The organism is Comamonas sp. CMM02 (assembly GCF_014851485.1).
GTDB classification, from domain to species: domain Bacteria; phylum Pseudomonadota; class Gammaproteobacteria; order Burkholderiales; family Burkholderiaceae_C; genus Comamonas; species Comamonas avium.
Map to the genome: position 1 here is coordinate 313925 of NZ_JACUZW010000003.1, position 22066 is coordinate 335990.

Below are 22066 nucleotides of genomic sequence, written 5' to 3' on the forward strand. Positions count from 1 at the left end.
TGCGAGAAACTGGAATTTTTGGATGCTTGAAGATAAAAAAGCACGCACTTTGCGTGCTGCGCTGTTTGGTTTGTTTGTAGTGATTGGCGTGGCTACATCTACCTGGGTGACACGCACGCCGGCCTTGCGCGATGCGCTGCAGGCCAGTACCGAGCAGATGGGCATGATTTTGTTCGGTTTCTCACTGGGCTCCATGGCGGGAATTTTGTCGTCCAACTGGCTGGTTGAGCGATTGCATGCACGCCAGGCGATGGTGGCGGGCATGGCCGCCAACCTGGCGGGTCTGGCACTGCTGGCAGTGGGCGCAGGCATGGCCAGCGTGACGGTGGTGGTGCTGGGCTTCATGCTGTTTGGTGTGGGCATGGGCTGGGCCGATATTGCGGTCAATGTGGAGGCAGGAGCCATCGAGAAGCTGCAGCAGCGCCCGCTGATGACCACGTTGCACGGCTGCTTCAGTCTGGGGGCCATGCTCGGTGCCCTGCTGGGCACGCTCATGGCCTGGCTGCAGGTGCCGGTCATGCACCATTTGCTGGGTGTGGTCGTGGTGGGCGGCGTGCTGACGGCTCCGTTGGTGCGCCGGGTGGAAAACCTCAGCGCGGTCAAGGCAGCAACTGGGGATGCAGGGGAGGCCGGACATGGCGGCTTTGTGCTCAATGCTTTCAAAGACCCCCGCGTGCTGCTGATTGGCTTGTTTGCGCTGGGCCTGGCGCTGACTGAAGGTGCTGCGCACGACTGGCTGCCTTTGCTGATGGTCGATGGCTACCAGTTCAGCAATGCGCAGGGCACGTTGATCTACATGCTGTTTACTCTGGGCGTAACGGTGGCGCGCCTGGGCGGACAGTGGCTGCTGCAGCGCTTTACACGCCTGGCACTGATGCGTGCCAGTGCCGTGCTGGCAGGCTCGGGTTTGCTGGTGGTCGTGTTTGCGCAAAGCCCCGTGCTGGGTGCCATCGCCGTGGTGCTGTGGGGGCTGGGCGCTGCGCTGGGCTTTCCGCTGGCTTTGTCCGCAGCGGCAGAAGGAGAGGGCAACAGTGCCCAGCGAGTGGGCGCGGTGGCCTCACTGGGTTATGTGGCTATTTTGGTGGGGCCACCAGCGCTGGGCTTTGTGGGTGAGGTGTGGGGTTTGCGCTTGGCCATGCTGCCTGTGCTGGTGGCGTGCTGTGCGGCCCTGGTGCTGACGTGGTACTTCAAGCCGCAGCCGCTCAAGCTGCGCACCATAGCCACCAAAGGGTAATGCTGTAAATCGCTTGGAGCGCCTATGGACCACGGGCGCAGCGAGCTATGGATTCAGAAAATGCCCATCTGCAAACCACTGGCCAAGGCAGCGCCCAGCGCGTGGCATTGCGCCAGGTCGGTATCGCTGATGTGCTTGGCAGCTGCGATCGCCTCTGGCGTTTGGGCGTGGGTGCAGATAATCAGTGGCTCGGCCACGGCGTTCAAGCGCCAGCCAGTGGCAATGCGTGCAATTTGCCGTGCTGCGTTGCTGCCATCACTGCCCGCGCACACCAGCGTGGCATAAGGGCGGCCATTGATGCGCTCTAGTGCGCCGTAGTAGCTGCGGTCGAAAAAGTCTTTCAGCAAGCCGCTCATGGCAGCCAGATTTTCAGGTGTGGCAAACACATAGCCATCGGCCTGCAGTACGTCGTCAGGCCCAGCCTCGCTGGCATGCAGCAGGTGCACTTGCACGCTGCCTTCCGTCAATGCGCCTTCACGCAGCGCATGCACCATCTGGCGCGTGCCGCCGGTGTGGCTGTGGTAGATGATGAGCAGGGTTTTGGCGCGGTTCATGCCTAGCAGCATACGCAAACTGTGCTTAATAAAAAAGAGAGCTGCTATCGCTTATGTATGCTTGTTTTCAGAGTGTTTTAGTTCTGAAAACGTTTCACACAAGGCGATAGCAGCTCTCTTTTAAGGATCGATTTACAGCTCTTCGACGCGGCGTGCCGGGTAGCTGTCCCAGCTTTGGCAGCCCGGGCAGTGCCAAAAGTGCTGGCGTGCCTCAAAGCCGCAGGCGGCGCAGCGGTAGCGGCTCAGGGGCTTGCTTGCGTGCTCCAGCGCTTTTTGAATGGCAGGGTGGTGCTCTTCGTGCTCCAGTGTCTCGCCTGCCAGCCATTTGGTGGCGGCCACCAGTGATGGTTCTTTGGACAGGTGCTGCACATACCAGTCGCGGCTGTCGCCACTGGCAGAAGCAGCTGGCGCAGTGTTCAGCGTGACCAAGGCATCGAGCAAATCCAGCGACGGCATCTGCGCATAACGGCTGCGCAGCAGTTGCTCTGCAGCTGCCTGCTGGCCTGTGGCAGCAGCCACTTCCAGCATCAGTGGAGCGGCCAGTGGCAGGCCCTGGGGCGTGGTCTGTGCCAGGTCCTGCAAGGTGTTCCAGGCGTCTTGCGATTGGTTCAGCCGGTGCTGAATGCGAGCCAGCTCAATCCGGGGGCGTGGTGTTTGCGGCGCAATGCGTACAGCTTCATGCAGCAACTGGCTGGCCACATCGAGCTGCGCATGGCTGGCCTGCTCGTTGGCTTGTTCGCAAAGATAGTGCGCCAAGCGGCCACTGAAATCGCCCTGATTGGCGGTTTGCATGCGCCGGGCAATTTCTGCAGCCTGCGCCCAGTCGCGCGAACGTTCATAAATTGCCAGCAACGCCAGGCGTGCTTCAGCTTCGTAGGCAGAGCCTTCCAGGCGACGCAGGGCTTCTTCTGCACGGTCGAGCAGGCCTGCCTTTAAAAAGTCCTGGGCCAGCCCATGCTGGGCACGGTCCCGGTCTTCGCGGCTTAAATCTGCCCGAGACAGCAGGTGCTCATGCACGCGCACGGCGCGGTGGTACTCACCGCGGCGGCGAAACAGGTTGCCCAGTGCAAAGTGCAGATCGGCGGTCTCGGGGTCGTTTTGCACAGCCTCAATGAACGCATCAATCGCTTTGTCTTGTTGCTCATTGAGCAAGAAGTTCAGACCCTTGAAGTACGCCTTGGGCGCTTGGCGGTTGTCCTGACGCACCTGACGCAAGTCCATGCGCGAGGCCAGCCAGCCCAGTACAAAAGCCAGAGGCAGGCCCAGAAGAATCCAGCTGAGATCAAAGTCCATGGAGTGTCGGTGGGATGGGTTCAGGGAGTGTGCTGTTGGCGGTGGCAGGTGTGTCAGCCGCAGCAGCAGGCTGGCTCAGCTTGACGGCGGTGCTGCGCTGTTTCCACCATCGGGGAACCATCACGAGCACGCCCGCGATCAGGCCGCCCACGAAGGCCGTCAGTACCACCAGCACCAATGGTGCTTGCCACTGTGTGCCAAAGAAAAAATGCACAGTCGCGTTTTGCTGGTTGTTGAGCGCGAAGGCAAACAGGGTGAAAAAAATGGCTGCTTTGAGCAGCCACAGCAGGTATTTCATGCGAGCCCTTCCTTGTTGGCCTGAATTTTAGGCGCACAGGGGGGCTGGCGAGCAAACAGTGCGTGTAAGACTGTGGTCTTCAGTCTGCAGCAGGTGCTGCGACAGGCGTCGCAGGCGATGTCTGGAAATCGACGGACTCACGCAAGGCCTTGCCGGGCTTGAAGTGAGGAACGCGTTTTTCCGGAATGCTGACAGATTCGCCGCTGCGAGGGTTGCGACCAATGCGGGCAGGACGGCGCGAAACGGAGAAGCTGCCAAAACCACGAATCTCAATGCGCTGGCCTTGCACCAAGGCATCGCTGACGGCATCTTGAATGGTTTTAACGGCGTGTTCTGCGTCACGCTGGGTGAGCTGGGCAAAACGGGCTGCCAGTTCTTCAACTAAATCGGATCGAGTCATGGAGCAATCATCCCAAGCGGTACTTGGAAAAAACGACGGGCGCCTTGACAGCGCCCGTCGAGGGTCTTAGCCACTGCTCAGGTGAGCAGTTTTAAAGACTTTTTACTTGTCGGCGTCCAGCTTGGCGCGCAGCAAAGCGCCCAGACTAGTTGTACCGGCATTTTCCTTGGAGGACTGAGCCGACAGGGAAGCCATGGCTTCTTGCTGCTCAACCATGTCCTTTTGCTTGATGGACAGCTGGATGTTGCGGGTCTTGCGATCCACGCTGATCACCACGGCAGTCACTTCGTCGCCTTCCTTGAGGATGGAGCGAGCATCTTCCACGCGGTCACGCGACAGCTCGGAGACACGCAGGTAACCCAGAATGTCTTCGCCCAGGTCGATTTCAGCGCCCTTAGCGTCCACAGTCTTGACCTTACCGGTCACGATCTGGCCCTTGTCATTCACAGTTGCGAATGTGGTGAAAGGATCGCTGTCCAGCTGCTTGATGCCCAGGGAGATGCGCTCGCGCTCGACGTCAACGCCCAACACGATGGCTTCAACTTCTTGGCCCTTCTTGTAGTTACGAACAGCGGCTTCGCCAGTTTCGTTCCAAGACAGGTCAGACAGGTGCACCAGGCCGTCGATACCAGCAGCCAGACCCACGAACACGCCGAAGTCGGTGATGGACTTGATAGGGCCCTTCACGCGGTCGCCGCGCTTGGTGTTCTGAGCAAATTCTTGCCAAGGATTGGCCTTGCATTGCTTCATGCCCAGGGAGATGCGACGCTTGTCTTCGTCGATTTCCAGAACCATGACTTCCACTTCGTCGCCCAAAGACACGAGCTTGGAAGGAGCGATGTTCTTGTTGGTCCAGTCCATTTCGGAAACGTGCACCAGGCCTTCGATGCCGGGTTCCAGTTCCACGAATGCGCCGTAGTCAGCAATGTTGGTGACCTTGCCGAACAGGCGAGTAGCCGAAGGATAGCGGCGAGCAACGCCCATCCATGGGTCATCACCCATTTGCTTCAGACCCAGAGACACGCGGTTCTTTTCGGTGTCAAACTTCAGGATCTTGGCTGTGATTTCCTGACCAGCTGTCACCACTTCGGATGGGTGACGTACGCGACGCCATGCCATGTCAGTGATGTGCAGCAGGCCGTCGATACCGCCCAGGTCCACGAACGCACCGTATTCGGTGATGTTTTTGACCACGCCTTGAACAATGGCGCCTTCCTTCAGGGTTTCCATCAGCTTGGCGCGTTCTTCGCCCATGGAAGCTTCCACCACAGCGCGGCGCGACAGCACCACGTTGTTGCGCTTGCGATCCAGCTTGATGACCTTGAATTCCAGGGTCTTGTTTTCGTAAGGAGTCAGATCCTTGACGGGACGTGTGTCGATCAGCGAACCGGGCAGGAATGCACGGATGCCGTTGACCAGAACGGTCAGGCCGCCCTTGACCTTGCCGGAAGTTGTACCGGTCACGAATTCGCCAGATTCCAGCGCCTTTTCCAGCGACAGCCAGGAAGCCAGACGCTTCGCTGTGTCACGGGACAGGATGGTGTCGCCGTAGCCGTTTTCGATCGAACCGATCGCCACGGACACGAAGTCACCAACTTGAACTTCAATTTCGCCCTGGTCGTTCTTGAATTCGTCGATTGGCACATAGGCTTCCGACTTCAGGCCAGCGTTCACCACCACGAAGTTGTGCTCAACGCGCACGACCTCAGCAGTGATAACTTCGCCGGGACGCATTTCAGTGCGTTGCAACGATTCTTCGAATAGGGCGGCAAAAGATTCAGACATGTATTTCCTTGTCCACTTACAGGTTTCCGGCTGCACTATTGCGGCACGTTTTTATGGCTGTAAGCGAAGGTGCAGGCAAAACCTGCGGGTTAAATGGTTGATAACCGCAGAGCCAGTGCGCATGTAGCGCGGATGTGGTCTGCGGGCCATGGGTGCCAGCTTCAAGCGATGGGCGCAAAAGGCTGACGTTGCTCCCACCAGGTCAACACTTGCTGCACGGCCTCATCAATCGTGCTGTCGGAGTTGTCCCAGTGAAGGGCGTCTTGTGCGGGCTTGAGGGGCGATGCCGCGCGATTGATGTCGCGCGCGTCGCGGGCTTCAAGGTCCGCAATCAGGTCTGCCATGTTAGCAGAAAGTCCCTTGGAAATCAATTGCTTGTAGCGGCGTTCTGCGCGGCATTGCACGCTGGCCGTTAAGTACACTTTCAAAGGGGCGTCGGGGAATATGGTGGTGCCCATGTCGCGGCCATCACCGACCAGTCCTGGCAGCCGGCAAAAGTTGCGCTGCACCTGCAGCAGCGCTTGGCGCACGGCAGGAAATGTGGCCACTTGCGAGGCATTCATGCCCGCCTGTTCGGTGCGGATGTCCAGCGAAATATCATCGCCATCGAGCAAGACTTGCTGATCGGGCAAGAAGGTGATGACCTTGCTGCTGACAAGGTCTGCAATGGCCTGGGCATTGGCTTCGGTCAGCTCAATGCCTGCGCGAGAGGCCGCCAAGCCGGTGATGCGATAGAGCGAGCCAGAGTCCAGCAGGTGGTAACCCAGGCGCTTGGCAACGATGGCGGCAATGGTGCCTTTGCCGGATGCGGTGGGTCCGTCAATGCAGATGACGGGCGCGGACTCAGAGGGCTGGGTCACACTGAAGAAGGCTTCGAAATAGTCCGGGAAGGTCTTGCCCACGCACTGGGGGTCTTGGATGCGCACGGGCAGGCCTGCGGGGTTGAATGCGGCCAGCGAAAAACACATGGCGATGCGGTGATCGTCATAGGTGTGGATGCTGGCGGCTGTCCAGTCGCTGCGTGAGGCGGGTGGAGTAATGCGGATGTAGTCCGCACCTTCTTGCACAGTGGCGCCCAGTTTGCGCAGCTCATTGGCCATGGCAGCAATGCGGTCGGTCTCTTTGACGCGCCAGCTGGCGATGTTGCGCAGCGTGGTGGTGCCGTCGGCAAACAAGGCCATGGCACCCAGCGTCATGGCGGCATCTGGAATGTGATTGCAATCCATGTCGATGGCCTTCAAAGGCCAGGCGCCGCGTGAGATGTGCAGCCAGTTGGGGCCGCTTTGCACCACAGCGCCCATGGCCTGTGCCGCTTCGACAAAGCGGATATCTCCCTGAATGGAGTCTTTGCCTACGCCCAGCACCTTGATGCCATTTTGACCATTAGCGCCCGTAGTTAATGCGCCCAGCGCTATGAAATAGCTGGCGGAAGAGGCGTCGGCCTCCACATGGATGTCGCCGGGCGACTGGTAGCGGCTGCCAGCGGCAATGGTGAAGCGCTGCCAGTTGTCGTTTTTTACGGCAATGCCAAAGCGCGCCAGCAACTGCAGCGTGATGTGGATGTAGGGCTTGGAGATCAGCTCGCCGATCACCTCGATGGTGATGTCCTGCTCGGTAGCCAGCAAAGGCAGGGCCATGAGCAGCGAGGTCAGGAACTGGCTGGAGACATCCCCGCGCACCTTGATGGATTCGCTGCCCAGCTGGCTGAAGTCGGGCTGGCCGATCTTCAGGGGCGGAAAGCCTTCATCCTTCAGATAGTCGATCTTGCATCCCAGCTGGCGCAGCGCATCCACCAAGTCGCCGATAGGTCGCTCGTACATGCGGGGCACACCTGTCATCTCAAAATTGCCACCCAGCACGGCCAATGCCGCCGTCAGCGGACGCATGGCGGTGCCGGCATTGCCCAGAAACAGCTGGCCGCGCGCATTGTTGGGCAAGAAGCCGTCGATGCCGGTGATGCGCAGGGGCTGACCAGCGAACACGGCTGCAGGTTCCACCACGCAGCCAATTTGCTGCAAGGCCTGCAGCATGACGCGGGTGTCATCAGAGTCGAGCACGTCATGCACAACCGTGGTGCCCTGGCTCAAAGCGGCCAGCAGCAGCACGCGGTTAGAGATGCTCTTGGAGCCGGGCAGTTGTACGCTGCCGCTGGCCGTGGCCAGGTGAGGCAGGTCAAGAAAGGCGGTGTGGTACATGCGTAAAAACGAAAAAAGTTAAGCGCAGGCCGGGGGTTACGCGGCGCTGGCAGTGGTCGGCGGGTTAAAGCGGCATTGCGTGCGGGCAGCGCTGGCCAGTGTGATCATGTCTTCCAGAGCCTGGGCGTCATCCGTTAGCAGCACTTGCTCAAACGCTTGCATGGCTTGTTTGAAGTGCTGCGTTTGTGCCAGCACTTCTGTTTTGTTGGCCAGCAAAATATCGCGCCACATCTTGGGTTCGCTGGCTGCAATGCGGGTGAAGTCGCGAAAGCCAGGACCCGCCAGTGCGAGGAAGGCATCGGCTTGATCCTGGCGCATGACGCTTTGCATCATGGCAAATGCCAGCATGTGCGGCAGGTGGCTGATGGCGGCAAAAGCGGCGTCATGGGTCTCGGGAGACATGATGCGCACATCGCACCCCAGTGCCTTCCACAGGGCCTCGGCCTTGTGCAGGTGCGATGTCAGTGTGCGCTCGGTGGGGGTGAGGATGACCTTGGCACCCCGGTACAGATGCTCGTCTGCGTGGGCTACGCCGGCCACTTCTTTGCCGGTGTTGGGGTGGGCCGGGACAAAGCTGCAAATGCGGCTGCCCAGCGCATCGCGTGCGGCCTGCACGACATCAGTTTTGGTAGAGCCCACATCCATGATCAGCATCTGTGGTGTCACCAGGTGCTTGATGGATTTGAGGGTGGCTTCGGTGGCTCCCACGGGCACGGCCAGCAGCACAATGTCGGCCCCGGCTGCAGCCAGCAAGGCCGAGGGGGCTTCCACGTCAATCACACCCATCTGCAATGCGCGCGCTGTGGTTGTGGGGGATTTGCTGTAGCCCACCACGCGCTTGACCAGGCCCGCTTTTTTCAGCGCCAAGGCGAACGAGCCGCCCATCAAGCCGCAGCCAATCAGTCCTAACTGTTCAAACATTCCTGCGTTTCCTTACGCTGTCACGGGGTAGGTGCCCAGTACTTTGTAGAAGGCCGACAGTGACTGCAGCTCTTGCAGTGCCCGCGCAACGTTGGGCTGCGCGGGGTGGCCTTCCAGATCGATGTAGAAGTAATACTCCCACTGGCCGGTGCGGGCAGGGCGTGATTCAAAGCGCGTCATCGATACACCGTGCGTCTTGAGGGGAACCAGCAGATCGTGCACCGCACCAGGCTGGTTGGGCACCGAGATGACCAGGCTGGTGCAATCTTTGGCAGTGGGTGCCGGTGTGGACAGTGTGTGCGGCAGGCAGATGACGGCAAAACGCGTGCGGTTGTAGGCGTCGTCCTGAATGGCGTGGCTGACGATGTGCAGGCCAAACTGCTGCGCCGCACGTTCGCTGGAGATGCCCGCCCACGTGGGGTTCAGGGCTGCCAGGCGCGCGCCTTCGGCATTGCTCTCGACGGGGCGGCGCTCTGCGTGCGGCAGGTGTTTGGACAGCCAGGCGTGGCACTGGGCCAGTGCCTGCGGGTGCGCTGCCACCACGGTGATGCCTTCCAGCGAATTGTTGCTGCACAGCAGGTGGTGACGAATGAGCATGCTCACCTCGCCCACGATGTGGCAAGGCGTGTTGCGGAACATGTCCAGCGTGCGGTTGACCACGCCTTCGGTGGAGTTTTCAACCCCCACTACGCCATATTGCGCGCTGCCTGCAGCAGTGGCGTGGAACACTTCTTCAAACGTGTTGCAGTACAAAAAGTCTGCAGCGCCGCCAAAATATTGCACGGCCGCTTCTTCGCAGAAGGTCCCTGCAGGCCCGAGCACCGCCACGCGCTGGGGCGATTCCAGCGCCAGGCAGGCCGACATGATCTCGCGCCAGATGGCGGCCACGTGCGCGCCCTTGAGCGGGCCGGGGTTGTTGTTCTTGATTTTTTCGATGACCTGCGCCACGCGATCAGGGCGAAAGAACGTGGTGCCTTCTTTTTTCTTCAGCTCACCCACCTGCTCGGCCACGCGTGCACGCTGGTTCACCAGCTCCAGCAGTTGGTTGTCCAGACTGTCGATCTGGTTGCGCAGCTGCAGCAGCTCCGGTGTGGCTTGGGGTTGAGTGCTCATGGTTTCCTCGAAAAGCAGAGCAGCTAGCGCTTATGTATAAAGGCTTTTAGATATAAAACTATCTGAAAACCTTATCTGGTAAGCGCTGGAAGCTCTTATTTTTTAAATCAATGCAAATGCAGTTTAAGCGCTGGTGCGTTCGAAATCTTGCATGTAGGCCACCAGGGCCTGCACGCCTTGCAGGGGCATGGCGTTGTACAGGCTGGCACGCATGCCGCCCACCGACTTGTGGCCCTTGAGCTGCAGCAGCCCGCGTGCCTTGGCACCTGCCAGGAAGGCATCGTTGCGGCTTTCATCGCGCAGAAAGAATGGAATGTTCATGCGCGAGCGGTAAGCCACATCTACCTTGTTCACGTACAGCTGCGAGTTGTCCAGGTACTGGTAGAAAAGCTCGGCCTTGGCTTTGTTGCGCACTTCCATTGCGGCCACACCACTTAAGGCACCTTCGGTCTGGCGCTTGAGCCATTGAAAGGTCAGGCCCGCCATGTAGATGCCCCAGGTGGGGGGGGTGTTGAACATGGACTGGTTATCGGCCACGGTCTTGTAGTTGAAGGCCGAAGGGCAGATGTCCAGCGCATGCCCCAGCAAGTCATCACGCACGATGACAATGGTCAGGCCCGCAGGGCCAATGTTCTTTTGCGCCCCGCCAAAGGCCAGACCCACGCGGCTCCAGTCCAGCGCACGGGAGGCGACGTTGGACGAAAAATCGATCACCAGCGGAGCATCGCAGCCCAGCGCCTTCAGGTCGGGCAGCTGTTGAAACTCCACGCCGTGGATGGTTTCGTTGCTGCACAGGTGCACGTACTGTGCATCCTTGCCCAGCTCCCAGCTGGCAGCATCAGGCACGCTGGTGAAGTTGGATGCTGCACCGCTGGCAGCCAGGCGGTTGCTGGCGTACTTGCCCGCTTCTTTGTGCGATTTTTGGCTCCAGCTGCCCGTCACGACGAAATCGACCGCCCCGCCCCTGGACAGGTTCAGCGGCACGATGGCGTTCTCGGCCAGGCCGCCGCCTTGCATGAACAGGATGTGAAAGTTGCTGGGCACAGCCAGCAGTTCACGCAAATCGGCTTCTGCGGTTTCGTAGATGCTGATGAACTCTTTGCCGCGATGGCTCATCTCCATCACGCCCATGCCCGAGCCGCCCCAGTTGAGCATTTCATTGGCAGCTTGGTGCAGGACTTCTTCGGGGATTGCGGCGGGACCAGCAGAAAAATTGAAAGGGCGGCTCATGGTGTGCAGTCAAATCACGTGCCAGTGCAACCAAGTGCGGCTAACTCAATCCTTGATACGTCGCTTGCTCAATCTCGCGCAGTGCTGTGGGCACTGCGCCACATCGAGCCCCTCGTATTCGGTGCAATGTTTAACTTGCTGGCCTGAATTAGCTGCGGTGGATGCTGGCAGCTATCAAAAAAATGATCTTAGGTGAAAAAACACCCCACAGTTTGCGCAGTGGGGTGTCGTTCTTTTATTGCTCGGTGGATGTATCCGGTGCTTGGCCACTGTCAGCTTCTGTGTCTTCCTCAGCTTCAGCACCTGCGGCATCGTTTTCGGCAATACGTTGCAGGCCAATCAGCTTGGCGCCTTCGTCCAGCGCCATCAGAGTGACGCCTTGCGTTGCGCGGCCCATTTCGCGGATTTCCGCCACACGGGTGCGCACCAGTACGCCCTTGTCAGTGATCAGCATGATCTCGTCTTCTGCAGCCACCAAGGTGGCAGCCACCACCTTGCCGTTGCGCTCGGACTGCTGGATGGCAATCATGCCCTTGGTGCCGCGGCCGTGGCGGGTGTATTCGCTGATGGCCGTGCGCTTGCCGTAACCGTTTTCGGTGGCGGTGAGCACACTTTGTGAGCCTTCGACCACGTTGCCTGTGCCGTCATCGGCTTCGGCCACCAGCATGGCGATCACACTTTGCGTGTCGTCAATGTTCATGCCGCGCACACCGCGTGCATTGCGGCCCATGGGGCGCACATCGTTTTCATCAAAGCGCACGGCCTTGCCACCGTCAGAAAACAGCATGACGTCGTGCTTGCCGTCAGTCAGTGCTGCGCCAATCAGGAAGTCACCTTCGTCCAGGCCCACGGCAATGATGCCCGCCTTGCGCGGGTTGCTGAACTCGGTCAGCGCCGTCTTTTTAACGGTGCCCATGCTGGTGGCCATGAAGACGTAATGATCTTCAGGGAAGGTGCGGTTGTCGCCCGTCAGAGGCAGCACCACGTTGATTTTCTCGCCTTCTTGCAGCGGGAACATGTTCACGATAGGGCGGCCACGCGAGTTGCGCGAGCCCGATGGCACCTCCCAGACCTTGAGCCAGTACATGCGCCCACGGTTGGAAAAGCACAGCAGGTAGTCGTGCGTGTTGGCAATAAAGAGCTGGTCAATCCAGTCATCTTCTTTCGTTGCTGTTGCCTGCTTGCCACGGCCACCACGTTTTTGTGCGCGGTACTCGGACAGAGGCTGGCTCTTGATGTAGCCGGTGTGGCTGAGCGTGACCACCATGTCGGTGGGCGTGATCAGGTCTTCGGTCGACAGGTCTTGCGCGCTGTACTCGATGGTGGAGCGGCGAGCGCCCAGTTTGGACTGGCCAAACTCGGCCTTCACGGCGATCAGCTCATCGCCAATGATGGTGGATACACGCTCGGGCTTGGCCAGAATGTCCAGCAGGTCTTCGATGGTAGACATGATGTCGCGGTATTCGGCCACGATCTTGTCTTGCTCCAGCCCTGTCAGGCGCTGCAGACGCATCTGCAAAATTTCCTGCGCTTGCGTGTCCGACAGGTGGTACATGCCGTCCTGGCCCAGACCGAATTCGCGCTCTAGCGATTCGGGGCGGTAGTCATCGGCATTGATCACGCCACCATCTTCGCGGGTGCGGGTGAGCATCTCGCGCACCAGCTTGCTGTCCCACGACTTTTCCATCAACGCAGCCTTGGCTACGGGGGGTGTGGGGGCGTTGCGGATGATGGCGATGAAGTCATCAATATTGGCCAATGCCACGGCCAGACCTTCCAGCACATGGCCACGATCGCGCGCCTTGCGCAACTCGAACACTGTGCGGCGCGTCACCACTTCGCGGCGGTGCTGCAAGAAGACCTTCACCAGATCCAGCAGGTTGCACAGCTTGGGCTGGCCGTCCACCAGCGCCACCATGTTGACGCCAAAGGTGTCCTGCAACTGGGTCTGCTTGTACAGATTGTTGAGTACGACTTCAGGCACTTCGCCACGCTTGAGTTCAATCACCAAGCGCATGCCGGACTTGTCCGACTCGTCCTGGATATGGCTGATGCCCTCGATCTTCTTTTCGTGGACCAGTTCAGCCATGCGCTCTTGCAGCGTCTTTTTATTCACCTGGTATGGCAACTCATCCACGATGATGGACTGGCGCTGACCACGGTCAATGTCCTCAAAGTGCACCTTGGCACGCATCACGATGCGACCACGGCCTGTGCGGTAGCCTTCCTTGACGCCATTGATGCCGTAAATAATGCCGGCAGTTGGGAAGTCGGGCGCAGGCACGATTTCCATCAGGTCGTCTACGCTGGCGTCTGGGTTGCGCAGCAAATGCAGGCAGGCATCCACCACTTCATTCAAGTTGTGTGGAGGGATGTTGGTTGCCATACCTACGGCAATACCTGCAGAGCCGTTCACCAGCAAATTAGGAATGCGCGCTGGCAGCGTCAGCGGCTCTTGCTCGGAGCCGTCGTAGTTGGGGCCGAAATCAACGGTTTCTTTGTCGATATCGCCCAGCATCTCGTGGGCAATCTTGGACAGGCGAATTTCCGTGTAACGCATCGCGGCGGCGCTATCGCCGTCCACCGAGCCGAAGTTGCCTTGCCCGTCAACCAGCATGTGGCGCAGCGAAAAATCCTGTGCCATGCGCACAATGGTGTCGTACACCGCGCTGTCACCGTGAGGGTGGTATTTACCGATCACGTCACCAACGATACGTGCCGACTTTTTGTAGGGGCGGTTCCAATCGTTGTTGAGTTCGTGCATTGCAAACAACACGCGACGATGCACTGGCTTTAAGCCATCGCGCGCATCAGGGAGGGCGCGGCCCACAATCACGCTCATAGCGTAATCAAGGTAGCTGCGGCGCATTTCCTCTTCTAGGCTGATAGGCAAAGTTTCTTTGGCAAACTGGGTCATGTAGTTGTGCTGAGTTATGCAATGACGACGAAGTGAATCATTTTAGAGGTAATGCAATGTTGTTGGCTGGCAACATCTCATAGCCATTAGGCTTTTGTCCTACCTCAAGCTGTAGTGCCAGCCATCCATTCGAATATTACGTATGGCACAATCATTTCCAGCGTTCTTGGTGATGGTCACTAATGACGTCCATGAATTTCGCAGCTTGACTGCGGCTAATCCCCAAGAGGAGAACCATGAAGAAACTGAACAAAGTAGCAATCCTGTTTGCAACCGCAGCTATGGCAACTGCTGCCGGCGCTCAAGTGAAGGCTGCCGATGGCGGTCAGGTTATCGATAACTGGAAGAACGGCACCAGCGAGCTGGTGTGGAAGAACGGTACCAACGAACTGTGCTGGCGCGATGCCAACTGGACACCTGCAACTGCCGCTGAAGGCTGCGACGGTGCTCTGGTGAAGGCTGCTGCTCCTGCTGCAGTTGCTCCAGCACCAGTGGCTCCTGTTCCTGCAGCTACTGCTTCCAAGGTGACTTTTGCTGCTGATGCTTTCTTCGACTTTGACAAGTCTGTATTGAAGCCAGAAGGCAAGGCCAAGCTGGATGATCTGGCCTCTAAGGTTCAGGGCATCAACCTGGAAGTAATTGTTGCTGTGGGTCACACTGACTCCGTTGGCTCCGCTGCTTACAACCAGAAGCTGTCCGAGCGTCGTGCTCAAGCTGTGAAGGCTTACTTGGAATCCAAGGGCATTGACAAGAGCCGTGTGTACACAGAAGGCAAGGGCGAAGCTCAGCCTGTTGCTGACAACAAGACCAAGGCTGGCCGCGCACAAAACCGTCGCGTCGAAATCGAAGTGGTCGGTACACGTAAGTAATCTCTCGTAGATTGCTAAAAAAGCCCCGGAGACGGGGCTTTTTTTTTAAGCATTCAACTCGTTGCACAATCATCAACATGACCGACTCGATCAATGTGGATCCAGCAGAGCTGGAAAAATTCTCTAATCTTGCTCACCATTGGTGGGATATGGACAGTGAGTTCAAGCCACTGCATATGATCAACCCTCTTCGTTTGGGTTGGATTGATGAGCATGTAGGGATTGAAGGAAAAACCGTACTGGATGTAGGTTGCGGCGGCGGTATTTTGGCCGATGCAATGGCTCGCAAGGGGGCCACAGTCATGGGTATTGATCTGGCCACCAAGTCTTTACGGGTGGCGCAGTTGCATGCTTTAGAAGCTGGGACACCCAACATTCAATACCGCGAAGTTCCTGTGGAAGTGCTGGCGGCAGAACGACCGGCAAGCTTTGATGTTGTGACTTGCATGGAGATGCTCGAGCACGTGCCGGACCCCGCATCCATTGTGCGTGCATGCGGAGAACTGGTAAAACCGGGTGGATGGGTGTTTTTCTCCACAATCAACCGCAACATAAAAGCCTATGGCTTAGCGATTGTGGCGGCAGAATATGTGCTCAATATGTTGCCCAAAGGGACGCATGAATTTGAGAAATTTCTGAAGCCCAGCGAAATTGCACTCTTTTGCCGCCAGGCAGGGCTTGCTGTAACGGATGCCAAAGGTTTGCAGCACAATCCATTGACAGGCCGTTACTGGCTCAATGAAGACTGCAGCGTGAACTATATGCTGGCAGCAAAGCGCCCTTTGTGATGAGTCTGAGTAGAAAAAACATAGATGCCGTCCTTTTTGATTTGGATGGAACATTGCTCGACAGCGCTCCGGACCTTGCTTTTGCAGCCAATGAGTTGCGCCTTGTTCGGGGTCTGGCGCCTTTGCCGTTAAGCCATTACCGACCATTTGTTGGCACCGGTGCGAGAGGTATGCTTCGAATTGCGCTGGAAGTGACCCAGGAATCTTCGGCTTTTGAAGCTCTGAGGGAAGAGTTCTTTGCAGCTTATGCGCGCTGCATGGGCCAGCATTCTCAATTGTTTGAGGGCGTAGCTAGGTTGCTGCAGCAGCTTCAACACAACGGCTTGCGCTGGGGGATTGTGACCAATAAGGCGGAGCGTTTTGCCCTGCCGATTGCGCGCACTATTGATGAGTTTTCTACTGCGGGCGCTGTTATTTGTGGTGACACAACGGAGCACTCCAAGCCCCATCCTTTGCCTTTGCTGCACGCAGCTAAACAGATGAATGTCGAGCCCGGGCGCTGTATTTATGTCGGCGATGATGAGCGAGACATGCAGGCAGCTCATGCTGCCGGGATGCAGTCCGTAGCTGCTGCGTATGGATATTTGGGTGGAACTGAGTCGGTTGAGGAGTGGAAGCCCGGTGCCGTGATCAAATCTCCAATAGATCTCACGCACTTACTCAGATTGGATTAGAATTGCGTGTATGGGGCTGTCCTGGTTTCGACGTGGGTTCGGGATCAGCGTGGTGCATGTCGAGCTTGAGTTACGCTCGTAAATCTCGATTCAAAAAAACTAACTGCAAACGACGAACGTTTCGCACTCGCCGCTTAAATCCGGTGAGCCTTGCAACAGCACGCTGATGGGCTGGGCAAGGGGGTAGTAATACCTCCAGGCTGCAAGGGAATTTTCATCAGCTGGCTTTGTACCGTGCACCTTGGTATGAAGCAAGATCATAGGGTGCTGGCCTTATCTGCAGCGTGTGCCTGCGCGGTTGATGAGGTGAGATTTAAATCAGAGCACTAAACATGTAGATCTGCCTGACGAAGGCTTGCGGACGCGGGTTCAATTCCCGCCAGCTCCACCATCCACGACAACGCCACACAGTGAGAAATCACCGTGTGGCGTTATTTTTTGCCCGTTTCCTTGTGCTTTATGGTGTTGTATTCACACCGATTTCACACAGGGATCACATCGAAATTCGCACGTGAATCGCACCGATCACTTTGCGGATTGCAGAGTTGGCTTGGGTTTTTGGAAGTCTTCACGGATGAATTTGTCATAGGTTCTGAAGACTATCTCTACATCTTCATGCCCAAGCTGGCTAGCCACGACCAAGGATTGGCGCCTGCGGTCGGTAGGGTTGAGGCGTAGGTGTGCCGGATTTGATACGGGTTCCGATACTTGATCCCCGCTCGCTCCGGCGCCGTAACGTCGATGGCGCTGCGCCAAAGCGATGATCTTGTGTCTGAGGGCGCAATTGCGATCTGCTGCTGGTTGATAACGGTAAGCACTGGGACTCATGCCAATGACACGCAGTGCTCGTTTCTCGCTTATCCCTTGGCAGTTCATATGGCGCACCAACTCCCGCCTTGCCGGTGCGCTCACCACTTTTTTCTCAAGGCTTCTTTCGTCACCTCGTTCTCAAGCAGTGCATCGGCCAGCAGCCGTTTAAGGCGCCCGTTCTCAGTTTCCAGCTCCTTGAGGCGCTTGGCATCGGACACGCTCATGCCGCCAAACTTGCTGCGCCATAGGTAGTAGCTGGCCTCGGAGAATCCGTGCTGTCGGCAAAGCTCAGCTACCGGCAAGCCCGATTCAGCTTCCCGAAGGAAGCCAATGATCTGTTCTTCCGTGAATCGCTTCTTCATGTCCAATCTCCTGTCGTTGGGATTGGACTCCAAGCTCAACTGCTACTGAAAGCGGGGGGACGTCGGGTGCTCCAGACGTAAAAAAGCCCGCTCCGTGGCGGGCTGTGAAATCTATTAAGGTAGGTTTTTGGGTAGATCACCAGAAAAATGAGACTGATCTGTATAGAAATCTATGCGATTTATGAAGAGGATTTAGATCTGCTCTGATGGCTGACGGCTCTGGTCAACGCTTTGGATTCAATCGGCTTAGTCCGTGATGGCTTCTGACTGGCCTGCGGCTACGTAGGTAAATTAGATGTTGCAGTGTTTAGACAAGCCTAAAGTTTTTGATCTAGGTCTTTTGTGATTACAGAAGACCAATGACACGATGGCGACTCATGGCCGATAGCAGGAGTCTCAGGCAGGTTTGACCACCGTAGATGGTGAGCTGGCCAGATTAAACCAGCGCAGTGTCCACGAATCGTCGGAGTGGTTGTGCATCTAAGCTGTAATTCGCAGGCTTTGATGTCGCAGGCATTTAAAACTGAGGCTTGGTTCAGTCCTCAGTTATCCGAAAATCCACCACGCATTAAATATCAACGAAGAAGAGGGAAACTCAATGCGCATAACCCAGCTCATGGCAGCTTTTATGACCACTCTAACCGTCGTAGGGTGCAGTAGCTTAGGTACTCAATTCACGACAGTTGCCGAACCCGATTCAGGAGACAAAGCACGAGTTCGTGTTGTGCGCGCAGCAACTGCTTTTGTTCGAGCTATTCCTGGCCAAGACTGCCTAGACTGGTCAGCACCAGGGGCAGGCACGGTGATAGGCGGGATGGTTGGAGCCAGTGGCTACAAAGACCGCAAAATTGATATGCCAGTGTCGGCGCTGAGCAAGCAACACACGTCCGCAGAAATGTATGTTGCGGCCAATAAGCCCATTGTTTTTGCCATGCTTACAGGCCCTGACAGCAGGTTGTCTTGCTCTGTATCTGCCACGTTTGTGCCCGAGAAAAACAAAGACTATGAGGTCTTCTTTGGCATGGATCGTAAAGTCTGTGTCGCTAATGTTGTCTCTCTCAGTGAACCCAACACCAAGGTTGAATTTTCACACCCAGAAGATTCCTGCAAAAAATAAGGCGTAACACCGTAACTTCCGCTGTTTTTTGATTGGTAGGGGCAGCAGTTAGTTGCCCCAGCCTTTCTGCCTCGCATGCGGGTCCGCACCAGGCCAGTCGTGCTGCTCCGCAAATATGCGTATGCCATCGATGATGGAGCACTCAATCCTTTCGTCCTATAGCAGGCCGATTGCGTAATCTTTCAACCTAGGGAAGGTGAGTTTGTGCATCTGAACGGAGCGTCCTGCGTTGCCGTGCCGTCTGGTGCGCTGGCTGGCCCAGTCACTTCGCCCGCGCGAGACACGCGAACTGCCAAGGCGGTGGCGCTGGGTGATGGCAGCTCACTCATGCTCCGTTAGCGTCCATGCGCAACATCACTACAGCCATGGCAAGTGGAAAACGGGCAAAGGCATCAGCCTGTGCTGCATCGTTGCTTGGGATGCGGTCAAACTTTGTGCCGGCCACTTTGATCAGGAATCGCATGCTGGTATCTCCAGAATGAGAAAAGCTCGCTCAGTGGCGGGCTCTGCAATTCAATAAGGTAGCTTGGCTCGGTAGGTCACGAGAGACAAGAGATTCAGTTCAACTCACCCTTGGCTCCAAGCTCTAAGAGCCTATCCACAATGTATCTAAGTCGTGGACTGAGTTGTCCCCGCTTTGGCCAAACTGCATGAACCTCAACATCTGGCCCAGACAAACCAGGGAGGATTTCACGCAAAAGGCCGCTAGCGATTTTGTCGCGCACCATAGTTTCAGGCAATTGCAGCAGCCCCATTCCAGCGACTGCTGCATCAACCATGGCGTCACCGTCGCTGAACTGATGAGTCTTAGGTGGCTCGTAGGTGGCCGGCTGGTTGGCTGCCTCCATCACAGCCCAGGAGCTTGGTGGACCATTTGGAGTACCCACTAGACAACGGTGCTCAGCAACTTCAATGATGGTGGTCGGCAAACCGTAGTCTTTGATGTAGCCCGGTGATGCACAGATCACACGCCTTTGCTGTGTAAGTCGACGTGCGATGAGGTGGCTGCTATCTGCAAGAGCTCCGAATCGGATGGCGAGATCAACATCCTCGCGCAAAAGATCGCTGACCGCGTCTGTGAAAGTCAAAGTTAGGCTTATGCCAGGGTGTGGTCGGACGATGTTCATTAAGGCTGGTAGCAGAACCTTTCGTCCAAATGCAACAGGCATGTCGATATGGATACGCCCAGACAGAACTTGGCTGTTAGATGAAAGAGCAGTTTGTGCAGCGGTCACCTCATCCAGGGCATGCCGACAAGCATTGAGATAGGCCTCTCCATCCGAAGTTAATCGGATCAACCGGGTGGTTCTGTGAAAAAGCTTGAAGCCAAGTCGATTCTCTAGACGAGTGACTGCCTTGGTAACAGCTGACTTAGTTATACCCAGTTGCTCTGCAGTCTTCGTGAAAGTTCCTGCTCGAGCGACGGTTACGAACAGTGGGATATCTGCGAATACATCTTGCTCGTTCAATGTTTCCTCCGGGGATTCTTATATGAGAAATGTATTCGAATATAGATTTAAGTTTCAACTATAGGATTGCTGTGACGCTGAGAGCAAAAACAAAGTAATTGCTATCAGCGCTGTCATCAACTATCAGGAGAGACTTTTATGCCCGTTGTCCGTGTGAGCTGGTTCGAAGGAAAAGATCACAAACAAAAGGCTGCTGTAGCGGCAGATATCACTAAAAGCATCGTCGAACATACCGGAACCGATCCCAATTACATCTACATCATCTTTGAAGACGTCAAGGCATCCGATTGGGCCGGTGCTGGCAAATTATTCGGAGGAAGCAACGCAACCAGCTGAAGATGAAGAGCAAGCAGACCTGAGGTTCTTTGTTTGCAGGCCATTTTTAAGATTGCTCCTAGCCGCTTGCAGCCCTGGAATGCAGAGAAATCAGGACAGGACTAATAGGGCGCGTGCTCATACCTCTGGTGCTTAGTCGGTGTGGTGGTCAGGGCAGCCGCGCAGTGCAGCTTCACCCAGCCTGTTTAGAGGTTGTCTTCTCAAACCACGAAATGCTAGTCAATTCAGATTGGTGCTTCTGCCAGGCAAAAAAACAGGTGAAAACAGAAGGGGAAGATGTTGTGAGCGTTTTGAGCAACAATCGGACTTATCTTAAATACGGAAATCTTTGTGAATCAACCAATTGCACACGCCGAACTCATCGCCAGCTACAAAAAATTGGCTGCTGATGCCGCTAAAAAAGCAGCAGTAGTGCTGACCTCGTCATCTAAAGGCCCTGGCGTACTCAAGTCGGTGAGCGAAACCGCATCGAAAGCAGCTCATCGTCGCGATGTAGCTGCCGCTAAGCTTGCAAAACTTGGCGTCGCGCTTCCCGAGTAAGCTCTGAGAATTGATTCAGGCATTCTGCTGAATTTCAGTCCTGACCTGGCAAAAACAAAACCCGCATTACGCGGGTTTTTTGTTTAGAACGGAGCGTCCCGCGTTGCTGTGTCGTCTGGCGCGCTGGCTGGCCCAGTCACTTCGCTTGCGCGAGACACGCGAACTGCCAAGGTGGTGGCGCTGGGTGATGGCAGGCCAATTTCTGTACGGCCTTCGCCACCCAAGGCTTCAATCAAGTCAGGGATCAGCTTTGCAAGCTCGCCCGTAGCAATGGCCACTTCTGTGTCAAAGCCGCCTTCATCACCTGCCCGGTCCAGCACCGTGTCGGTGAAGTTCAGCTTCTTGAGTTGAAGGTTGTCCGTGAGTAAGAAGCTCACACGGTCATCCCAGGTCAGAGCAAGCTTGGTGGGCAGCTTTCCGTGCTCTACGTGCTGCTTTACCTCGTCAATATCCAGAGGGTGGCGGCCATAGCGCACCAAGGACTTGGATTCATCGGCTGCTTTCAGTTCGCACTCGCGGTCAATGCTGAAGCCCACGGGTGCTTTCTGCGTCAACAGCCAATGGGCCATGGCCGCCTGGGCACTGGTTTGTGTGTCCAGCAGGGACAGCCAAATCCTTTGAGGCCTTCTACCAGCAACGTGACCACTTCGTCAGCCTTGCTTTGCGCGCCGGTATCCAACACCAGAAACTTCGATTGCGGATCGATCCACACCCACATGCTGCTTTGCTTGGTGAATGCCATGGGCAGCAAATAGAGCTTGGCCTCGTCTTTCAGGTCGCGCTTTTTTTTCTTGCCGGGCTTGCGGCCAAACTCTTTTTCACACGCGTCAGCCTTCTCTTGCACCTTGCGATTGAGCACGCTGGCGGGCAGCATTTTGGATTCACTCATGAAGCGCAGGATCCACTGGCCGCCAACGCTTTCAGCCAGCAGGCCGTGCTCGTGGCCGCGCGGAGGAATCCAGCCCTCTGCATGCTCTTGGGTTGCTCCGCAGGCCATGAAAGGTGTCTTTTGCAGAGCCTCTTCCACTTGCTCCAGCGAGCCCTGCCATTGCTGGGCAGTGCGATAGATGATCAGGTTCGAGAACATAAATTCATTAACTCTTTAGATATGGGTGACCACTGCCGCAGCAGTTGCTGCAATGGATGAAACGAAGAGCCGCA

At 56.7% G+C, this 22066-nt stretch carries 19 protein-coding genes, 1 other RNA gene and 3 pseudogenes; 8 read left to right on the top strand and 15 right to left on the bottom strand.

Annotation, left to right across the window (positions count from 1 at the left end):
* Positions 1–22: 22 nt before the first annotated feature.
* Positions 23–1234 (top strand): MFS transporter, encoded by a 1212-nt coding sequence (locus tag IB213_RS10915; RefSeq protein ID WP_192406492.1) that lies wholly within the window; start codon positions 23–25, stop codon positions 1232–1234.
* A gap of 53 nt (positions 1235–1287) precedes the next feature.
* Here the strand turns inward: IB213_RS10915 and IB213_RS10920 are convergent, their stop codons facing one another.
* The 10 genes from IB213_RS10920 to gyrA form a co-directional block, all read right to left on the bottom strand.
* Positions 1288–1788, bottom strand: a complete 501-nt coding sequence (locus tag IB213_RS10920) for a flavodoxin family protein (RefSeq protein WP_191724503.1) — start codon at positions 1786–1788, stop codon at positions 1288–1290.
* Positions 1789–1920: 132 nt separating this feature from the next.
* A complete protein-coding gene (lapB, locus tag IB213_RS10925; protein WP_191724504.1) occupies positions 1921–3081 on the bottom strand; it encodes a lipopolysaccharide assembly protein LapB in 1161 nt (386 codons plus the stop codon).
* On the bottom strand, positions 3071–3379 hold the full coding sequence (locus tag IB213_RS10930; protein ID WP_192406494.1) for a lipopolysaccharide assembly LapA domain-containing protein: 309 nt from the start codon (positions 3377–3379) through the stop codon (positions 3071–3073). Before IB213_RS10930 ends, lapB begins: the two co-directional genes overlap by 11 nt.
* 79 nt (positions 3380–3458) lie before the next feature.
* Positions 3459–3779 (bottom strand): integration host factor subunit beta, encoded by a 321-nt coding sequence (locus IB213_RS10935; RefSeq protein WP_191724506.1) that lies wholly within the window; start codon positions 3777–3779, stop codon positions 3459–3461.
* A gap of 102 nt (positions 3780–3881) precedes the next feature.
* Positions 3882–5564, bottom strand: a complete 1683-nt coding sequence (gene rpsA, locus IB213_RS10940; protein WP_191724507.1) for a 30S ribosomal protein S1 — start codon at positions 5562–5564, stop codon at positions 3882–3884.
* 161 nt (positions 5565–5725) lie between these two features.
* Positions 5726–7759 (bottom strand): bifunctional 3-phosphoshikimate 1-carboxyvinyltransferase/cytidylate kinase, encoded by a 2034-nt coding sequence (locus IB213_RS10945; protein ID WP_192406496.1) that lies wholly within the window; start codon positions 7757–7759, stop codon positions 5726–5728.
* Positions 7760–7795: 36 nt separating this feature from the next.
* Entirely contained in the window at positions 7796–8680 is an 885-nt protein-coding gene (locus IB213_RS10950) for a prephenate dehydrogenase/arogenate dehydrogenase family protein (RefSeq protein ID WP_192406498.1), read from the bottom strand.
* Between the two features lie 12 nt (positions 8681–8692).
* The gene (gene pheA / locus IB213_RS10955; protein ID WP_191724510.1) at positions 8693–9793 is read right to left on the bottom strand and encodes a prephenate dehydratase; all 1101 of its coding nucleotides are present in this window, start codon (positions 9791–9793) and stop codon (positions 8693–8695) included.
* Between the two features lie 123 nt (positions 9794–9916).
* Positions 9917–11023, bottom strand: a complete 1107-nt coding sequence (serC, locus tag IB213_RS10960; protein ID WP_191724511.1) for a 3-phosphoserine/phosphohydroxythreonine transaminase — start codon at positions 11021–11023, stop codon at positions 9917–9919.
* Between the two features lie 235 nt (positions 11024–11258).
* Positions 11259–13940 carry a DNA gyrase subunit A gene (gene gyrA / locus IB213_RS10965; protein ID WP_192406500.1) on the bottom strand — a complete coding sequence of 894 codons (2682 nt, stop codon included), beginning with the start codon at positions 13938–13940 and terminating at the stop codon, positions 11259–11261.
* Positions 13941–14176: 236 nt separating this feature from the next.
* Here gyrA and ompA point away from each other — a divergent pair, with 236 nt between their 5' ends.
* The 4 genes from ompA (at position 14177) to ssrA (ending at position 16662) form a co-directional block, all read left to right on the top strand.
* Positions 14177–14809: an outer membrane protein OmpA gene (gene ompA / locus IB213_RS10970; RefSeq protein WP_192406502.1), complete on the top strand. Its 633-nt coding sequence runs from the start codon at positions 14177–14179 to the stop codon at positions 14807–14809.
* Positions 14810–14886: 77 nt separating this feature from the next.
* Positions 14887–15597: a bifunctional 2-polyprenyl-6-hydroxyphenol methylase/3-demethylubiquinol 3-O-methyltransferase UbiG gene (gene ubiG / locus IB213_RS10975; protein ID WP_191724514.1), complete on the top strand. Its 711-nt coding sequence runs from the start codon at positions 14887–14889 to the stop codon at positions 15595–15597.
* On the top strand, positions 15597–16271 hold the full coding sequence (gene gph / locus IB213_RS10980; protein ID WP_192406504.1) for a phosphoglycolate phosphatase: 675 nt from the start codon (positions 15597–15599) through the stop codon (positions 16269–16271). The genes ubiG and gph overlap by 1 nt, the downstream gene beginning before the upstream one ends.
* Before the next feature lie 12 nt (positions 16272–16283).
* Positions 16284–16662: a transfer-messenger RNA gene (gene ssrA / locus IB213_RS10985) on the top strand.
* Between the two features lie 134 nt (positions 16663–16796).
* On the opposite strand, the pseudogene IB213_RS18100 reads toward ssrA, so the two are convergent.
* Positions 16797–16996: pseudogene (locus tag IB213_RS18100) on the bottom strand (tyrosine-type recombinase/integrase); the annotation flags it as partial.
* Positions 16995–17443 (bottom strand): annotated as a pseudogene (locus IB213_RS10990) (transposase); the annotation flags it as partial. The pseudogenes IB213_RS10990 and IB213_RS18100, both read right to left, overlap by 2 nt.
* Before the next feature lie 598 nt (positions 17444–18041).
* Here IB213_RS10990 and IB213_RS10995 point away from each other — a divergent pair.
* Positions 18042–18560 (top strand): hypothetical protein, encoded by a 519-nt coding sequence (locus tag IB213_RS10995; protein WP_191724810.1) that lies wholly within the window; start codon positions 18042–18044, stop codon positions 18558–18560.
* Positions 18561–18885: 325 nt separating this feature from the next.
* On the opposite strand, the gene IB213_RS11000 is transcribed toward IB213_RS10995, so the two are convergent.
* Both IB213_RS11000 and IB213_RS11005 read right to left on the bottom strand, forming a co-directional pair.
* Entirely contained in the window at positions 18886–19023 is a 138-nt protein-coding gene (locus IB213_RS11000) for a hypothetical protein (RefSeq protein WP_191724809.1), read from the bottom strand.
* 94 nt (positions 19024–19117) lie between these two features.
* A complete protein-coding gene (locus tag IB213_RS11005) occupies positions 19118–20029 on the bottom strand; it encodes a LysR family transcriptional regulator (protein ID WP_192406506.1) in 912 nt (303 codons plus the stop codon).
* Between the two features lie 138 nt (positions 20030–20167).
* Between IB213_RS11005 and IB213_RS11010 the strand changes: the two genes are divergently transcribed.
* The gene (locus IB213_RS11010) at positions 20168–20365 is read left to right on the top strand and encodes a 4-oxalocrotonate tautomerase family protein (protein WP_191724807.1); all 198 of its coding nucleotides are present in this window, start codon (positions 20168–20170) and stop codon (positions 20363–20365) included.
* Positions 20366–20695: 330 nt separating this feature from the next.
* A complete protein-coding gene (locus IB213_RS11015; protein ID WP_191724806.1) occupies positions 20696–20905 on the top strand; it encodes a hypothetical protein in 210 nt (69 codons plus the stop codon).
* A gap of 83 nt (positions 20906–20988) precedes the next feature.
* Here the strand turns inward: IB213_RS11015 and IB213_RS11020 are convergent.
* Positions 20989–21992 (bottom strand): annotated as a pseudogene (locus IB213_RS11020) (recombination-associated protein RdgC).
* Between the last annotated feature and the right edge of the window lie 74 nt (positions 21993–22066).

Excerpts from the sequence above, each read along its gene's own strand:
- IB213_RS10950 (WP_192406498.1), bottom strand. The coding sequence starts at position 8,680 with ATGTTTGAACAGTTAGGACTGATTGGCTGCGGCTTGATGGGCGGCTCG.
- IB213_RS10945 (WP_192406496.1), bottom strand. The coding sequence starts at position 7,759 with ATGTACCACACCGCCTTTCTTGACCTGCCTCACCTGGCCACGGCCAGC.
- serC (WP_191724511.1), bottom strand. The coding sequence starts at position 11,023 with ATGAGCCGCCCTTTCAATTTTTCTGCTGGTCCCGCCGCAATCCCCGAA.
- ompA (WP_192406502.1), top strand. The coding sequence starts at position 14,177 with ATGAAGAAACTGAACAAAGTAGCAATCCTGTTTGCAACCGCAGCTATG.
- gph (WP_192406504.1), top strand. The coding sequence starts at position 15,597 with ATGAGTCTGAGTAGAAAAAACATAGATGCCGTCCTTTTTGATTTGGAT.
- ubiG (WP_191724514.1), top strand. The coding sequence starts at position 14,887 with ATGACCGACTCGATCAATGTGGATCCAGCAGAGCTGGAAAAATTCTCT.
- gyrA (WP_192406500.1), bottom strand. The coding sequence starts at position 13,940 with ATGACCCAGTTTGCCAAAGAAACTTTGCCTATCAGCCTAGAAGAGGAA.
- pheA (WP_191724510.1), bottom strand. The coding sequence starts at position 9,793 with ATGAGCACTCAACCCCAAGCCACACCGGAGCTGCTGCAGCTGCGCAAC.
- IB213_RS11000 (WP_191724809.1), bottom strand. The coding sequence starts at position 19,023 with ATGCGATTCCTGATCAAAGTGGCCGGCACAAAGTTTGACCGCATCCCA.
- IB213_RS10915 (WP_192406492.1), top strand. The coding sequence starts at position 23 with ATGCTTGAAGATAAAAAAGCACGCACTTTGCGTGCTGCGCTGTTTGGT.
- lapB (WP_191724504.1), bottom strand. The coding sequence starts at position 3,081 with ATGGACTTTGATCTCAGCTGGATTCTTCTGGGCCTGCCTCTGGCTTTT.
- IB213_RS10930 (WP_192406494.1), bottom strand. The coding sequence starts at position 3,379 with ATGAAATACCTGCTGTGGCTGCTCAAAGCAGCCATTTTTTTCACCCTG.
- IB213_RS10935 (WP_191724506.1), bottom strand. The coding sequence starts at position 3,779 with ATGACTCGATCCGATTTAGTTGAAGAACTGGCAGCCCGTTTTGCCCAG.
- rpsA (WP_191724507.1), bottom strand. The coding sequence starts at position 5,564 with ATGTCTGAATCTTTTGCCGCCCTATTCGAAGAATCGTTGCAACGCACT.
- IB213_RS10995 (WP_191724810.1), top strand. The coding sequence starts at position 18,042 with ATGCGCATAACCCAGCTCATGGCAGCTTTTATGACCACTCTAACCGTC.
- IB213_RS10920 (WP_191724503.1), bottom strand. The coding sequence starts at position 1,788 with ATGAACCGCGCCAAAACCCTGCTCATCATCTACCACAGCCACACCGGC.
- IB213_RS11010 (WP_191724807.1), top strand. The coding sequence starts at position 20,168 with ATGCCCGTTGTCCGTGTGAGCTGGTTCGAAGGAAAAGATCACAAACAA.